This window comes from Pseudobacteriovorax antillogorgiicola, from assembly GCF_900177345.1.
GTDB classification, from domain to species: Bacteria; Bdellovibrionota_B; Oligoflexia; order Oligoflexales; family Oligoflexaceae; genus Pseudobacteriovorax; species Pseudobacteriovorax antillogorgiicola.
Genome location: NZ_FWZT01000003.1, coordinates 310,314 through 327,102, shown reverse-complemented (window position 1 = coordinate 327,102; position 16,789 = coordinate 310,314). Strand labels below are relative to the sequence as shown.

General features: G+C 44.8%; 9 protein-coding genes and 1 pseudogene. 7 read left to right on the top strand and 3 right to left on the bottom strand.

The window, feature by feature from the left end:
* Positions 1–88: 88 nt before the first annotated feature.
* The 7 genes from B9N89_RS05800 to B9N89_RS05770 all read left to right on the top strand — a co-directional run bounded on the left by B9N89_RS05800 (position 89) and on the right by B9N89_RS05770 (position 7,788).
* A complete protein-coding gene (locus B9N89_RS05800; protein WP_132315911.1) occupies positions 89–793 on the top strand; it encodes a hypothetical protein in 705 nt (234 codons plus the stop codon).
* A gap of 425 nt (positions 794–1,218) precedes the next feature.
* Positions 1,219–2,517, top strand: a complete 1,299-nt coding sequence (locus B9N89_RS05795; protein ID WP_132315913.1) for a glycoside hydrolase family 6 protein — start codon at positions 1,219–1,221, stop codon at positions 2,515–2,517.
* Between the two features lie 140 nt (positions 2,518–2,657).
* Complete coding sequence (locus B9N89_RS05790) at positions 2,658–3,767, top strand: glycoside hydrolase family 26 protein (RefSeq protein WP_234996072.1); 1,110 nt, start codon at positions 2,658–2,660, stop codon at positions 3,765–3,767.
* 318 nt (positions 3,768–4,085) lie between these two features.
* A complete protein-coding gene (locus tag B9N89_RS05785; protein WP_159455171.1) occupies positions 4,086–4,463 on the top strand; it encodes a response regulator in 378 nt (125 codons plus the stop codon).
* A 15-nt stretch (positions 4,464–4,478) separates the two neighbouring features.
* Complete coding sequence (locus B9N89_RS05780) at positions 4,479–4,694, top strand: phytochrome family protein (protein WP_132315919.1); 216 nt, start codon at positions 4,479–4,481, stop codon at positions 4,692–4,694.
* Positions 4,695–4,784: 90 nt separating this feature from the next.
* Positions 4,785–7,172 (top strand): ATP-binding protein, encoded by a 2,388-nt coding sequence (locus tag B9N89_RS05775; protein ID WP_143478123.1) that lies wholly within the window; start codon positions 4,785–4,787, stop codon positions 7,170–7,172.
* A gap of 46 nt (positions 7,173–7,218) precedes the next feature.
* Entirely contained in the window at positions 7,219–7,788 is a 570-nt protein-coding gene (locus B9N89_RS05770) for a heme oxygenase-like domain-containing protein (protein WP_132315923.1), read from the top strand.
* 8 nt (positions 7,789–7,796) lie between these two features.
* Here the strand turns inward: B9N89_RS05770 and B9N89_RS05765 are convergent.
* The 3 genes and pseudogenes from B9N89_RS05765 to B9N89_RS32385 form a co-directional block, all read right to left on the bottom strand.
* A pseudogene (locus tag B9N89_RS05765) lies at positions 7,797–8,135 on the bottom strand (response regulator); the annotation flags it as partial.
* Positions 8,136–8,277: 142 nt separating this feature from the next.
* Positions 8,278–9,177 carry a hypothetical protein gene (locus tag B9N89_RS05760; RefSeq protein WP_132315927.1) on the bottom strand — a complete coding sequence of 300 codons (900 nt, stop codon included), beginning with the start codon at positions 9,175–9,177 and terminating at the stop codon, positions 8,278–8,280.
* Between the two features lie 317 nt (positions 9,178–9,494).
* Complete coding sequence (locus B9N89_RS32385) at positions 9,495–16,667, bottom strand: thrombospondin type 3 repeat-containing protein (protein ID WP_159455170.1); 7,173 nt, start codon at positions 16,665–16,667, stop codon at positions 9,495–9,497.
* Positions 16,668–16,789: the final 122 nt, after the last annotated feature.

Genomic DNA, 16,789 nt, shown 5'->3' with positions numbered 1-16,789 from the left:
GATACCGAGTAAAAATTGCCCTTAAGGTAATAATCGAACTCCCCGACGAAATCTTTGTAACAAGGATTTCAATGTAGGAGGGGATAAAATGAAACGGTTGTTAAACGTAGCTCTTAGTATAGGTACCGCAAGTCTTTCGCTAGCCTGTGATGAAGGTGTGTTAAAGAATCCTGAATCAGAGCAAAGTCAAGAGTCTACGTCGAATTCCGATTCCAGTGTCTTTGAGGGCGGTGGAGTAGGGGACGCCGATGGAACCGGAGGAGGTACGACAGAAACACAGCCTGAATTGCAAGCTGTCCAGGCTAAGTTAATGGCGTCGCAATGGACTGGGCGCTGTTTTGGGCAAGGCGATGCGATGATCTATCTTTTCGATAGCCAAAGCTTTGCGGAAGGTCGGGTGGCTTTTCAAGATGCCAATTGTCAGACTGAGCCATTATTTATGGTGCAATATGGTGGAATCTACGATTTAGAATCCATCGACGATGCGGGGCTTGTGGCTTGGCAAGGGGAATTGCTGAAGGCTACTGTGACCTTGTATTACGAACCATTGATTGATGATGCAAATAGTACCCAGCTGTACGGCTTTGACGATTGGGTGGCTGGAGAGAGTAAAGATGTCACTGGGCAGGCTGGGCCCGCAGGAGATGTTTTCGAGCCCCGTGAATTCTATTCGACCCTACAGATCACTCAAAGCGGTGAGTTGGCCTTTGGCAGCTTCGGGCTCAGCCCAGATGAACGCTCCAGCGGAGTTGCTTGGAGCGCGAACGGTGGTCCGTATCGGCAACAACCATAATGAGATCGGCTCTGGTGTGGAGCATCTCGCTCCACCCTTCTGTGCTCAATCAAATCGCCTCCACTTGTTAAAGATCACGAATGTTTGATTGACGTTCTTGAACAATATTGCTCAGCATAGCTGACTTGTTTAGGGTCAATATGACGTTTGTAGGAGACTCAAGTATATCTTTTCGAAAGTCACATTTTTTTATCACTCCATATGGTTTCTCTATCCCACCTCAAGAGCCAGCAAACTCACTGATTTTCCCAAAAAAACTTTTAATTGGAGCCACCCTACATAAATTTTTGAAAAAGGGTTCCAGGAATTCTGTGGCGACTCAGTTTGGAAAATTTTCTACATAGTACTGAATTATCGAGGTTTTTGTGCTACATAGGGGGCATATAATACATCTAGGACACCTTAGGGTTTTCTATTGAGGGCAGATGACTATGACAACCGCAAATGATATCGTGAACTCCAATTTCATTTTACAGATTGGTGTGAACAAGAAAGTTTTCCATAGTAGCGAAATTCTCTTTTTCGTGAGTGAGAATCACAAAACCTACCTTGTCACCGATAAGGATCGCTGGGCCTATGATAAGCCACTTCGAGAGATTGAAAAGACGCTACCTAACCTTAACTTCGTGAGGATTCACAGAAATGCGATCGTGAATCTTGATTATGTCAAGCGCTTCTCTAAACGTTCTCCTCTAGTGATCACCATGACCAACGATCAAAATCTAACCGTTTCTCGTAGTCGTCGTCAGGAGGCGTTGAAACGGTATGAGAATTTTATTACTGCGAAGCATTCGCCAGCTCGGATGATTTTTTCCAAAGTTGTGCGCTCCAAAGACTTCGCTTCTGAAAAAATTTGGACGCGCAGAGACAGCAAGGTGCGCTCTGCGATTGAAACGATTCCTAGTCTCGACCTGACGGAAAGACAGAAGCTTCTCTTTCTCGCTCAGCAGCCACAAGCGGTTTGGCTAGGGGAGTGGAATCGCGATATTTATGCAGACTTAAGCCGTTTGATGCGGCAAGCTAATCATTCAGACAGTGTCCCGATATTTGTGATTTACCGACTATTCCTGAGAGAAGAGACTTATGGTAAGGCGATTGAGCTATCGTTTGTGGAAGACTATCTCAATTGGATTCGTACCATTGCTAACGTAGTAGGCTCTTCAAAGGCGATTATCATCCTCGAACCGAATGCATTATGCGGTCTGGCGAACAACGAGGATCAAGATCAAGTCAACCTGCTCATATCGCTGTTAAGAAGTTCTATTGAGATTCTGAAACAATGCCCAAAAATAAAGCTATATATTGATGCAGGCAATCCTAACTGGCTCGATGCTGCTCATATCTCAATATTCCTAGCCCGTGCGGGTGTGGATATAGCCGATGGCTTTGCCTTAAACGTTTCAAACTACATTGAGAATGATCGGAATATTGGCTACGGAGAAGAGATATCACGATATCTAGGAGGCAAGCATTTTGTGATCGACACAGGTCGCAATGGTCGTGGAATTCAAAATCCCGACGAATGGTGCAACCCCGATGGAGTCGGCCTAGGCAGTATTCCAACTTTGGATGTGAAGCATCCTTTAATCGATGGCTATCTTTGGATCAAGCCACCTGGAGAATCCGATGGTGTGGGGCCAGAAGGAGTGGCTCCCCAAGATGGGATGTTTTGGCCTCAGAAAGCGATTGAGCTCATAGATAATTGGCGAAGTTCAAGCAACTAAACTCTAGGCGCAATTGAAGGTTTTTAAATTCGCCAATTTGTATCTTAGTTCAGACAAGTGAGACTTCAGTTAAAGACTATTTCCTGGTTGCTTTTTAAAGGTTACGACTAATCCAAACTTCAGGAGGATTGGTTGTGCTTATGAATGAAAAGCTTAGATCTTTTATCACGTCTTGTATCTTCTTTATGTCAGGTAGCATGTCCATTGCTACCCAGCTCCCAGCAAAAGTAGTCGATGAAGATGCTAGCAAAGAAACCCTAGCCTTGTTTCAAAATCTTAGAGCGATTGCTGCTAGTGATCAGTTTATATTTGGGCAGGAGTTTCCCACCGACTTTAGTCGTGTGGGTGGTCTTAACTCAGATGTCAATGGTTCTGATGTGAAGTCCGTGGTGGGGGATCATCCAGGTTTGCATGGTTCGGATTTTCATTACTTTCTGGATAAAAGTGATGAGGAGAGGGAGATTCACCTTCAAGCTGTTCAGGCAGCGTATAGCCGCGGTGCCGTTGTAACTTTCGATTGGCATATGACTGGGCCCGATGGTACTTCGTTTTACGTGAGTGAAAAAACAAAAGACTTGGTGCCAAGAATACTTGGAAAAGACCCAAAGGCTCTTCCCTGGTTTCTAAGTAAACTCGACGAGATGATCTCCATTGTCAACGAGCTTGGCTTTCCAATTGTGCTCCGCCCATTTCATGAAATGAATGGCGATTGGTTTTGGTGGGGAAATCACATAGGGAATGAGAATTATATTCAGTTCTACAGGCTTTTTGTTGACTACGTGAAACCGCGGGTCAATAACGTTTTGTTTGCTTGGTCGCCAAACATTGATCCAGACTTCACCTACTATCCCGGTGATAACTACGTAGATATTTTAGGCATCGATGGCTATGAACCGGGAAGTGTCTCTTACTTTAGTATTGAGAGGATGCTGGAAAGTTTGGCAATCATAACTGAATATGCGGAGCAAAAGGGCAAACTTGCGGCTTTCACAGAGACAGGACATAGAAATGGGTACCCCCAAGTGGATAGCCGATTCTGGACGGAACATATTTTAAAGCCAATTGTAAGTCACCCCAAGGCGAGGGGAATCGCCTGGGTGTTAACCTGGATCAATAGTACATGGAGTGGGCCTTATGTTCCTCACAAAGGTCTAACAGGAACCACTGCATATCAGGATTTTCAAGAGTTCTTTATGCATCCAGCTACGATCTTTGAAAGGGACTTACCACCCATGTATCAAATAAGATGACCACCCACTATCACCGCTCCAAAATCAATTGATACTCCTGCTGTCAAATGGGCTTTCGCTTATTTTGACAGCAGCCTAGCAACTAGCCTTTATAGATTATCTCATTTCGCAAAAAACTAGACATTTAAACTGAAGTTCTTTATGACTAAATAGACGTGTAATGCAGCGAAAGTTGGCACTTGAGATGGAGGTCTTGAGGGAGAGGACCTTCTAAGTGTAACCTATGCCCTACTGTCAAACAGAGATAGAGCTGAACGCATATTTTCCCGTGTGTTTCGGTTCGCAACGACTTGCATGTTTTTATTAGGGGGGGTAGGTTTGGCATCCTATAAGATTCTTGTTGCCGAAGATTGTGAAGACGTATCGAAAATGCTTCGGCGAGTCATTGAAATTATGGGCGCTGAAGAGCACATGACTTGGCAGTTCTGCTCGAACTTGAAAGATCTGGAAGAACTTCACTTAAGTTTAGAGCCGGATTTGATTTTGAGTGATATTTCATTTCCAGATGGCGATAGTCTAAGTCTTTTGAATCGCTTGTCTCAAGATGGAAAGCTAGATGGCAAGTTGTTGGTAGCCTATACTTCCTACGACTATCGACATATCCCTGAGGCAAAAATTTTTGACAGTTATATCTCGAAGGACACCGATCCGCTACAGGTGATCAATACTTGTATGTCATTGGTGAGAAATCTCTAGTCACGTAGGTATCATATGAGTCGCTCACAGGAAGAGTATATCGTTAGTTTAGACAATTGTGAAGATGAGCCCATTCATAGGCCGGAAGCAATTCAAGACTTTGGGTTGTTGATTGGCTTTCAGGTGCAAACTGGAGATATTTGCTACTACAGTGGAAATATTGATCGACTCTTTAAAGTAAAGCCGGAACTGGGCACAAGTTTTTACCAGTTCCTCGATGGTGGTGATTAGGCGCGTGAGCAGATTGAAACTTTATATGCCAAGTGCTTGCAGAGCCAAAGCCGCCAATTTTTTAGGTTTTGTCTAGATCAATCATATCTTGTGGACCATGCTGCTCGAAAGCTGGCTGGGGTAGCCTATATAAGCAATGATCAAATGGTGATTGAGTTTGATATTGGAACCAAGGGATCTGGACTCAAATCATGGGACCGCAGCGGCGAGAGCTTTGTGATTCCAAAGCTGAATCGTAGCAGTCTTATGGAGCAGGCCCAAGAGGTTGCAACATGGGTGAAGGGTTATACTGGTTACGATCGCGTGATGGTTTATCGCTTCGATCAGGAAAATAATGGCGAAGTTATTGCGGAAGCTAAGGAGCAAATTCTAGAACCATTCTTAGGGCTCAACTATCCAGCAAGCGATATACCAGCACAGGCTAGAGCGCTCTATAAGCTCAATTGGATTCGTATTATTGCTGATGTTGATGGTGAGCAAGCCGGAATTTATCCTGATATCAGGACGGGTCGAAAACATATTGATATGACACATAGTATGAGCCGCAGCGTGTCTCCGATTCACCTGCAATACCTTAGGAACATGGAGGTCAAGGCGTCACTATCGGTTTCCATAGTTATCAATGATAGATTGTGGGGTCTCATTGCTTGCCATCATTATGCGCCCCTCTACCTAAGTATGCAGAAAAGGCTTAATCTTGAGGTTCTCGGGCAAAGCTTCAGCCATCAGCTGGGGTCAAAAGAGGCCGAAGAACGAGCGTCGCGAACCTTTGAAAGGAACGAGGCCCTCCACGAACTGATCCTACGGCTATCAAAGAAGAAAACTCTCCAAGCAGCTCTAGATAAAATGGGCAAAGACTTGCTGAAGCTGCAAGATGCCTGCGGTTTTGTATATTTTTCTCGCGGTAAGTTCATCAAGGTCGGCGATACTCCGACTAATGATCAGATTTCTCGGTTGATCCAAGAGTCAAAACAGGGGGATCTGCAAGCGACCAAGTATAGCCATCGTCAGAAGGACCTTCCGTTTCCATCACAAGATATCGCAGGTTATCTCTTATCTTGGCTAAGCCTTGATAAAGCGGATGTAGGAACTCTTTGGTTTCGAAAGGAAAAGATCCACCAGATAAATTGGGGAGGAAAGCCAAAGGCTCCCAACTTGCCCAAGGCAGAGCGCTTGTCACCCAGGGGGTCTTTTGAGCTTTGGCAAGAAACTGTGAAAGGTGAGTCACAGCGCTGGTCCGAGGCTGATGTCTTGGTATCAGAGAAGTTTAATACCTACTTTGCCTTTCACGTTGTCAATAAACTGCTTGAAGCCGAAGTCACAGTTAAGAAGCTACAAGAGGCTGATAAGGCTAAGGATCAATTTCTTGCTAATATATCCCATGAATTACGAACCCCGCTGAATTCTATTCTGGGCTGGTCGCAAATTGCTTTGAATCGCTCGGCTACCTCGCAGGATAAGGAAGATGCTCTAAGGGTCATCCAGAACAACGCCCAAACCCAGAGCCAGCTGATCAAAGATCTCCTAGACTACTCGCAGATTATTACAGGTAACTTAAAGCTTGATGTGCAGCAGGTATATCTTCCTGATATTGTCAATAGTGTTTGCGAAGGGTTTGCGGCTGCCGCTATCGCTAAGAATATCAAGCTCTGTCGCAGTTCCGAAGGTCATTCCCTATCGGTTATTGGAGATCCCATAAGAGTCAAACAGATTATCTGGAATCTGGTAAGTAACGCCATTAAGTTTTCTCCCCACGATAGCTCTGTTGAAGTCAGGCTCGCTAAAACTGATCGGGCAGTGTCCATTTCCGTGCAAGACTATGGGCGCGGGCTCGATCGTGATGAAATGGATCTAGTATTTGAGCGTTTCAAACAGCTGGATAAGGACCACAAAAAGAAGGGCCTTGGCCTTGGCTTGGCAATTGTAAAGCAGCTCATTGAGCTACATGGTGGAGAGGTTAGCGCCAGTAGTGAAGGGCGAGGGAGGGGCACAATATTTCAGGTGGAGTTCCCTACCGTTCCCGTTGCTTTTGTCGATTCGGAAAGCCCTAAAGTCAGTATCTATGACGAAGATGAGCTGGGTTCGGGAGGAGAGTTTGAAAACTTAAATGTCTTAATTGTTGAGGATGAAACAGACGCGGCAAGTTTCTTGCAGAAAGTTTTAAGTTTGCAAGGTGCGAATGTAAAAACTGCCGGCAACGGCATTGAAGCGCTGAACCTGCTCTCCAGCGATCCGAAACAAAACCTTGTTATCTCTGATATTGGCATGCCCGAGATGGATGGTTATGAGCTGATCAAGTCATTGCGAAGCTCGCCGAGGTCGGAGGTTAGCTCTATCAAAGCTATTGCGCTAACGGCATACTCGTATCCGAAGGATAGGATCAGAGCCTTGGAACATGGATTCAATTCCTATATCTCGAAACCGGTATCCACAGAGGAGCTTTTTGCTGTGATCAAATCAGTGATGCCGAATCAATAGCCATGAGGAGTTGCCTCTGTAGCGGCTGATTTTAAAAGGAATACTTGTGGGACTTATTGACGAGCAGTTGGATAAAAGTACCTTGACATTGCTACGGGAAAAAACGCGATACGACCATGATAAGGTTGATCGCCACCCATTCATCGTTAAGTTGATGAAAGGTGAAGCCAACGAAGCTGAATTGATTGGATTCTCCAATCGGCAAGCCTCTTGGCTTAAGAGCAATTATGAATTCTTGAATCAATACTGCCAGGCTTTTTTGAAGGGATCGAGCTACGATATTGCTGCTAGGGTGGATTGGCTTTTGGAACATGAAGCAGCGCCAAGCCATTTGGTGCTCCAGCCCCATGTGAGCAGGCCGGGAATCGTGGCCTTAGTTTATGTTAGTGAAGGTAGTTTAAAAGGCCTTCAGATGACCACAAGGCTTTTCAAAAGACTGTATCCAGGCTTTGTACCACCCTTGACCCAATCCCCAGCGAGACTGAGTGGCTGGTGGCAAGAGGCTTCTGTTTTCATCAATGGATGGCAGTTGACTCCCTCAGAGATAGAGCTGGCTATCTATCATGCAAAGCAGTGTTTTAGTTCCGCGAAAGAATATCTGGTGGAGGACGGGTGAACGGACTTTTACACAAGTTCGAGCTCTTTGATGATGCATAGTATAAGGTCGTTTGGTTCAATGGGTTTGGCAATGTGATTGTTGAAACCGGCAGCTAGAGCCTCCTGCCGATCTTGAACACTGGCATAAGCGGTTAGCGCGATGGCTGGAATGTCACTGCCTTTTGACTTCGGTAGATTACGAATATCCTTGATGAGATCATAGCCGGTCGCCCCAGGCATGGCAATATCACTGATGAGAATATCGAATTTGCCATGGGAAAAGGCTTCGAAAGCCTCCTTCACTGACGACACTGAGATCACATCTGCACCGCGTTTTTTTAAAATCGCAGCGATCATGTTTCTTGCGCTCTCCTCATCTGTTCGTTAGATAAACGTCGTTATTCTTTCAGCAACATTTGTACCAAGATAATGTTCTAGTTTTGTATTGATTTCGCCCTACGCTGACTGATCTAGCCTACACTCCCTGTAGGGATCAATGAGGGCTGCTCTAATGGCTTATTGTCTTTGGATTTAAGGGGATCATGTGGAGAATCTGCCCCTTGGTATCAGCCAAGTAAATCATCACCTGCTTTAAAGTAAGGCCCTTTATGGCCTCGGTAGGTATCTCAATCATATCTTTCTTAAAGCGTCGAATCTTAAAACTTAATCCTTTCGCGGGGTGCTTGGGTAGCAGGCTGTTTCCTTCGTGATGGATGTCGATTTGGGGAGGATATGATAAATACTGCGATACTCCTTCAGCATTGACCCAACTTGAGACCATCCCAACGAAGCCTCGCTGCACTTTGGGGGGCGATTGGTTGATCACCCGATAGCTGACTTTTAGAGAGTCGGTGCTTGACAGATTTGCTTGTAATTTTACTAGTGACTCTCGTGCAGGTTTTTTTTGCAACTTAGCTTGGTTTGAAGCTACTGCTGGTTCACTTGCCTTTTGGCCTGCAGGTTTCATTGGGTTGCTGGGCTCTATCAAGTCGGTATTTGGGTCAGCGTTATCCTGGGGACCATGGTTCGTGCGAGGGCCCGTATCGGGAATCGCACTTAATAGGCCTTCTAGGGTAGCAGGTAACTCTGGTTCAGTTTTATCGATGGATTGCCGCTGGTATGAACGATCGAATACGTGCTCGTAGCGGGCTTGTAGGTTGAATAGTGTTTCTCGGCTATACTGTAAATCGTCTTGGAGTTCTCCAACTTTGCTATGCAAAGACGTGATAATAAGGCTGCTGCTTAATAGCCAAAGAATGGACAAAACTAAGGCTATGACTGATAATACTAGAAAGCTACCACTTGCAGTAAATGAACGTATTTTGCCCTTACTAACAAAGTAGATAATATTAAAGGTTTGTGATTGGTACTTTCTAATTACTTTCATCGGGTTTAATATAAATTCCATAACATCTCCTACACACCGTTAGACAAGCCGATATTATGGCAACTGTCAGCGCGACATGAATCCCATCATTAAACATTGACATCGAAGACTGTCGATCCAATTCACTAGATAATAGATCCACAGAGGCTTAGAGTCTTAGCAAATGCAAAGTACGTTCCCTTTTAAGCCTGTCTCTGTTTGTATGCAAATAATTTTTCTCGAAGTAGCAAAAAGTGTGGCGCTTAGAGCGTTTTTGCCCCGCTCGGGGGTGAGCGAGGGTCTTGGCTTCGATTCTTTAAAGTTTATGCCACTTTGCGCGTAGCCATTGAAATAAACATCTATTCGTCTATCTCTTCTAATGTCCAATTGTCCTCTCGATCTTCCAGGAGAAGTTTTAGGGACCCATTATGGATGTACATGGTAACAAATCTTTTCTGCTCATATTCGATGGTCTTAACATACTTGTGACTATCATCATAGATTTCTAACTTAACTCCGGAATAGGGATCGTCATGGACCCCGATAGTCAAGCCCTTGTACCAGATGACATCGTAGACGTTCTCATTCCACCATCCTATACTGGCTAGACGATTGTGTTCCATGTCAAATAAAGTATTGTCATAGAAATACAGGGTTCCATCGCCGGAAAACTGTATTGCCCGATTGCTGTTACGGAGATTCTCTATGAAAAGCTTGGGCTCTGAAAAATTAGACGCCGAGAGATCGAGTTCCCTATAGTATACACTTTCGCTCTCTTTGGTGTAGATTCGATTGAGTGCTGGTTGCCAGCCAAAAAACTCACCATTCCACGCAAAGCTTTTCACTGATCGGTAGTTATCGTAAGAGTATAGTCTTGCTGCACCGACGCCATTGATCGCCAAGAAAACCTCGTCATTGATTTTGATGATACGGTCGAGATTCTTGTATCCAGGAATAAAGTCGATCGCTTCTTCCTGATTGTTATCGATATTCAGTTTTGTCAGGCGACCGCTTTTGGAACCAATCAATATCTCGTTAGCTCTGGCACCAACGGCAAGGCTACTAGCAGGAGAGGTTAGGGGGATCTTCTTGATAAATCTTCCTTCTTCTATTGACCAAACGTAGAGGAGGGGCATGCTATATTGGGCGGCAACAATATACTTGCCATCTGCGGAAGGAGTCGACACGTTATTTGTAAAGATGTGTTCAGGGTCGATCAGCCTAGCTTCGTTGAGCTTAGTAAACTGAATGTTTTTCAAGAGTGGTTTGATGGGATTGCTGCCATTGGTGGGATCTTGACGATAGATCCAGCGAATTTCGTGAATTCCGGGCTCTAAATCTATGTAGGTTCTTTTATAGCTGTCTATTGGAAAGGGTTGATTGTCGATCAGAACTTCAAGAATGCCATTTCCGTGAGTCGCATGGAAGCTAAGGGTACCGTGGTCGCTATTTATAGTGAGAGTCAGTGTGCTGGGATTTGAGAAGCCAGCGTCTGGACTTAAACAGATGAAATCAGTTTCTTCAGTGCATTCTACTTCTGACCAGCCGAACTCTCCTTGAGCCGGAGTGTGAACTTTCGTTCCCTTGGAATTTCTAAAAAGATCTTCGCTAGTCTCTACCCATGCAGGTACAGAATTCAAATCGCTAGGATCAGTGCCGAGTAAGTATTCTTCATGATTTGTAAATCCATCAGCATCGGCATCGATACTCCGATCACGAGCATCAAATGGGTTCATTTGATACTTGCTTTCCCATGTGTCGGGAATAAGATCTCCATCATCATCTTCGTCACAGATATCACCAACTCCATCCTGATCGAAGTCACTTTGATTGGAGTTTGCTTGCTGGCTACAGTTGTCGTTGTAGTCATTGATGCCATCGCCATCTTCATCGGAGAGATTGCCAAGATCAATCGTGTTGAACTCAATGTCTCCTGCTTGTTGAGTGATAGCTATGAGTTCATTGCCACGGGACACAAGGGAGATGGGGGTGCCAAAGAGATCGAAGGTGTCTCTGGAGATATTGTTTTTATCCCAGACTTGAATTTGGCTCCTTTGGTTGATCTCTCGTATCGTGAATAGGATACCCTGAAACCAAAGGGCTTCTTGGAATTGATTACTCAATGGAATCAAAATATGAGGCTCGCGATGGACTATAACACCTTGATCGGAAATAATCTTGGATGCGTCGTGATTGAAGAAGAATTGTGATCCTTTCAGATCCCTATCATCAAAGAGCTGTGTTCGCTCCGAAAGCAGGCCGTTTTCCAGATCGATCTGATGTAGGTGAATCTTTTGGCCTGTAAAGGAATAGAGACTGTCATTTCGAAAAGTCCATTCCCAACGGTAACTCCTGAAGTCGAAGGCATCTTCTTGAACTGTGGGAGACTCTATTCCTTCTTTGACCAGAATTCCGTCGGAGCCGTCCGATAAGATAAAGGTCCCTGGCGCCACAGCGATAATCTTGCCATCTTTGAATTGGGGGTAGCTGCCTAAGCTAGTTTTTTCTTTATCATTACCTATATCAATGGTTGAGACGCGACCAGTTTGATGGAGGATATATATTTTCTGCTCGACACTTTCATAGCTCAGAGACCTCAGGGAACTATTAATTGATACGGAATCTAGGTAGCGTTTCTCGCTTTGAGACCAATGAAAAATGGAACGACTCTCCTCATCGTAGAGGAAAATAGCATCAGTTGAACCCTCTCCTAATACCTGAGTGGGGGTATAGGAAAACTCCGTCGGATTGGGTGCATCATTGTAATCATAGGACTTGAAGACGATGCTATTTATCAAGTCTCTGGAGTGGTGGCTTAATGGAAAAGAAAACTTGATTAGATTGAAGCCTTCCTTAAGGTCAATTTCGTGAGCACCATCTGTTACATCGATGGCCTCTACGATCTCGCCATTTATCGATATTTCAGAACCGAAATACCTGCTGACTTGGAAACGCAAGACGCCACTTTCAACATTGAGAGGGAGCTCGAAAACAGCGAAGTCTGCATTGACTTGATCAGTTTTCTCTTTTGGCGACAGGCAAAAATCACTTTGTCTGTCGCATTTCACTACTTCCCAGGCTAGTTGTTCTTCTGAGTCTTGGGAATACCACCTGCGTACGGTATTGCCATCAAAGTCTTCGAAATAGTAAGAGATCTTTTGCGGTATAGATTCTGCGTCTTTGGGGTTTGTTTGCAGTTGGTATTCAACTAGATTGTTGAACCCATCCTGATCACTATCTAGATAGGCATCATCGATACGTCTTGGGTCAAGGCTGTGGGTTTCTTCCCATTGGTTGGGAAGTCCATCCCCGTCAATGTCGTTATCGCAAGCATCGCCGATAAGATCTCCATCCAGGTTCTCCTGTTCCGGGTTAGCAATGTCAACACAATTGTCCCGGTAATCCTTAACACCATCACGATCCGAATCTGCCAACTGACTGAGATCTTGCGCTTTGACTTCAAGAGCATCCCCATCCCCCAAAATAGTGACGAGATGAGTCCCCATAAGAAGAGCTTTTTTGAGGTGCGATTGGTCTTTCTGAATCACGTCGCCAACAAAGCTTTGGTCGTATAGGTAGATGTCAGAGTTGGGGTAGGAGGTCCTTCTAGAGGCTACAAGGGTATCCTGTTTCCAGGCTATGTTTTCTAGGCTTCCTGTCCCCAGGTCGCCAATTTCTCTTGATTCTCCATTCGTTTGCAACTCTAGGACGATATTCTTGCTAGAAATGATCCTCATAGGATTGCTGGGATTGGTAGCTGCAGCTATATGACGAAACTTGGGAAAATTTCTATCTTCGGATATTTTGAAGCTTTCAAAGTCAACTTTGAAGTAATCATATTCGCGATAGTCGATGACATAGAGATAGTCACTATGGGGGTTGAAAAATAAATTGTCGGCTTTTAAATACCCCAGTGCCTTCAGACTCATCATTCTACCATCCCAGGAAACCATGGATGAGTCACTGCCATTTACAAGGAGGAAAAAACCATCTTTTAATGGGACGATATCTTTACCTTCCCATCGATTGTTGAACCAGTACTTCTCTCTAGGCTCTTCTGCATTGAGATCAATATATCGCAACCGTCCTAGAGAATTGAGAATGGCGATTCTCACGTCGTTGCCATTCTTAACAAGATTAACATCGATGGGGTTATCGGCGAGCAATAGAGGTTCCAGCCAGTCGCCTGCGGTCAATGACCAACGATAAATCTTGGATTCGCTGAAGTTGGCGAAATAGATCACCCCTGATAAATCGTCGGAAAGAATGCGATCCCAGCTAGCGGGCTTTTCTACTCCATCATCTGGGTTTTCGACATCCTGAACTGTAAACTTATCAGGGGTGATCATCTCATATGTGAGTGTATCATCTGTAAGCACCTTAAATCCGTAGGCGCGATCCCCATGCTTCACTAGTTTCTCAATTGGTATTTCAGGAGCGTACCGGCCTTTGAGATCGAAGTCTGCGCCATAAAGGGCGAGGCTGTCACCAAGCTTGGTTATGTATCTTGTATCAAAAAATACCAAATCAGAGATTGCTGTGCCAAAGCTACCTAGATAGGGGTTTTCAATCTCATGATCCAGACTCCAAAGCTTGCCATTCGGGGTCGCGGCGATGGTCCCTTCGCTATTGATCCAAAGCTCCCTTTCATCACTTCGGCCTCTGTCGATGTTAAAAGAGTGATTCAACTCTGGTTTGCCAGAATCCTCAAATCCAAAAATTTCTATCTCGTCGTTGTATTTCTCAATGAGTGCGTTGTTGACAACGTGATAGTGCATCCAAATGGGTGACCCGTGACGATCCATTTTCCGGACCAGCTGCCCATTGTGCCGGTATATTTGTAAGCCATCCGAATAGATGATTAGAAAATCACTGTTGACCTGGAGGTTGCGGATGCTCTCCAAGGTATTAAAGAGGTGACGTCCTTGTCGAGTTTCAATGTTATAGCGGTATACCGATCGATCAAACGCAAGATAAATGTGCTCGTCCGTTGAGTCCATAGCGACTATGGCCTCATTCACCTCTACAAAATTTGTTAGTTCACCAGTGTCGACGGAAAATTTTACCAGTTTAGATGGAGATTGAGTTCCCAGAAAGATCTCGTCTCCTTGGATTTCTACATGTGTTATGGACAGTGGCTGACACCCACCATCGTATATCTTACCCTGCTCCTTGCAAAGAGTTTCTGCTGTGGTGCAGTAAGATCTTTCGGGATTCCAGACTCCTCCAAAGGAAATGCAGCTATGGTGCTTGCGGGTGTAGCAGGCATTTTCATACCAGACAAGGCTATCGTCAATGCATTGCTGCTCAGCTGCCGTTTTACAACGGCCATCGGTTGGGTGAGTTGGTTCAGAACCGAATGAGAAGGGGCCTGTATCTCCCTCAATAATCCACTCACCGCCCTCAGTAAGGCATGAGACCTTTTCAGGGAACATGCATTCTCCCTTTTCAATATGCCAACTGTGGCCTTCCTTTAGACATTGCTTTTCGAAAGGCATCTGGCAGCGCTCTTCATCCACCAGCCAATTGCTATTTTCATCGCGGCTGCAATAAAGTTCATCGTATGAGATGCAACGGCTCTCATCTGCTAACCAATGCTTGTTTTCGTCTTCACACTTGGTTTTCAGTCTATCGGCAGTTTGACAGAAGTCAGCCACTCCTTTTGACTCCGGAAACAGAGGGCAATTCTCCTCTGTAAGAGAGATTTCTGATCCTAGTGGATTGCTTTCCATCTTTAAAATTTCCAAGGGGATAAGCGGCGCTAAAGCGGAGATGTTTGTCACTTGATTGCTAGCTAAGTCCAACGAAAAGAGACTGGTCATGTCTTTAATAGAGGTTAGATCAGCAATGTTGTTGTTTGCCACTTGAAGAATCTTAATGTTGGGCAGTTTCTGAAGTGGAGCCAAAGTGGCAATCTGATTATGGCTAAGGTCGAGATCAACTAGTTTTTCGAGTTCCTCAAGTATTGCGATGTCTGACAGTCTGTTATTACTAAGATTCAAATTCGTCAATTGGCTGAAGCTAAGTAGGGGATCTATATTCTTCAGGTTCTTAGCACTGAGGTCTAAGCTGGTGTTGGCTTTTAGCTTTTGATCGGCTTCACTGCAGTCGGTAGAATTGGATTGATCTAGTAGGGCCTTTACAGTGCGATCAATTTCAATACCATTCGCATCACTTTTACAGTAATCGATAAAATCGAAGGGAATACATTGACCTTGGGATACCTTCCAACGGCCTTCTTGCGTACAGAAATCAGAGATCGATTTGTTGTCACTTGATCTGATAATAAGCAATTTGTCCGCGGAGGGAGCTACAGGATAAACATTGATAAAGCTCTTACTGTCGCTAATGACTAGATTACCCTGTTGCTCCTTGGGGAGAGCGACACATCCCTTGCTTGACACGACTAAGTCTTGATAGCTGTCACTGGATTGAAAGCCAATGGATACTGCCGGGGTCGCTTCTGTATAGTTTCGATAGTCTTCAATGAGGTAGCTTGTAGATGGAGTCTCAGCGAAGTTTTCCACAATGCCGCAGGTCGTCCACAATTCGAAATCACTGATGGGGAGAAGATCAATCGTCAACATCTCTTCAGAGTTTGCACCACTGATTGATGATGTTTTGCCAAAGTCCTTCCTAGAATTATGTACGGTGAGAGTCCCGATATCATTGGCCTCTACAATAATGCACCCCCCAGCCGTGGTTTCTCCCCAATGAGCGATTCCATCTTCGCGAAAGAATGAAAATTGAATATCGGTAGCGACTTTCCCCTCGACTTTAGGAAGGAAAACTCGGTGTTCGGGGCTTGCAATGTAGGCGCAGGTTCTTAAGACTTCGGGTCTGTCGATAGGCTGCAATTGGATGTCTACGATTCTATCCAAATCTTGATTTAGCACGTTGAGATCTACCGTTTCTCCTCTATTGAATGTCGCGTTGCCAATAACCACAACACCATTCGATTCCGATCCGATGCCAATGCATCCTCGATCAGAAAAGGAGTCTTGACTGATTCCGTCTTGGTCATCGTGAAGTCTAGCCGAAACGCCGCTTTCGTTTAGGTTGGAGATTCTCAAGACATATGGTTCTCCCCTACCTAGAACCTTGAATCCGCTACCGCAGCCCTCCCAGATTTTGAAACTACCTGAAAACTTCTCCAGTTTGATCTCACTGTAGTGGGGCTTCTCGTCGTCGATTTGAAATATCAAGCCTTCTTGTGCGGCGTCGTCTTCCCATAGAAGTTTTACGGTACCATTCAGTGCTTTCGGGACTTTTAAGCAAGCTTCATTGGTCTTTGAAATACCTTCATCAGCAACATCCTTATTTGCAGATTGAAATTCGACTTTAAGTAGCTTTTGATCAACAGGACCCCCATTGGCATTGTAGACCTTGTAGTAGCGATGGTCATCGAAACTCGGCTCGTTTTGTAAGCCGCAGGTTTCCATTAGCTGGTTGAAGTCGTTGCCTAACTTTGAGCAGGAAAGCATGGAAAAGGATGCCAGGAAGATCATGATAAGAGCCATCGAGTTCGGCATGGGATTCCTCACAGAGTACAGAGGTTGTAGCTTAGACAGACCAATAAGAATTTTCTTCATGGTTTGTCAAATACATTCTTTTTAGCCTAGTCAAAAAGGCATTTCGGGGGCTTATTTCGAGG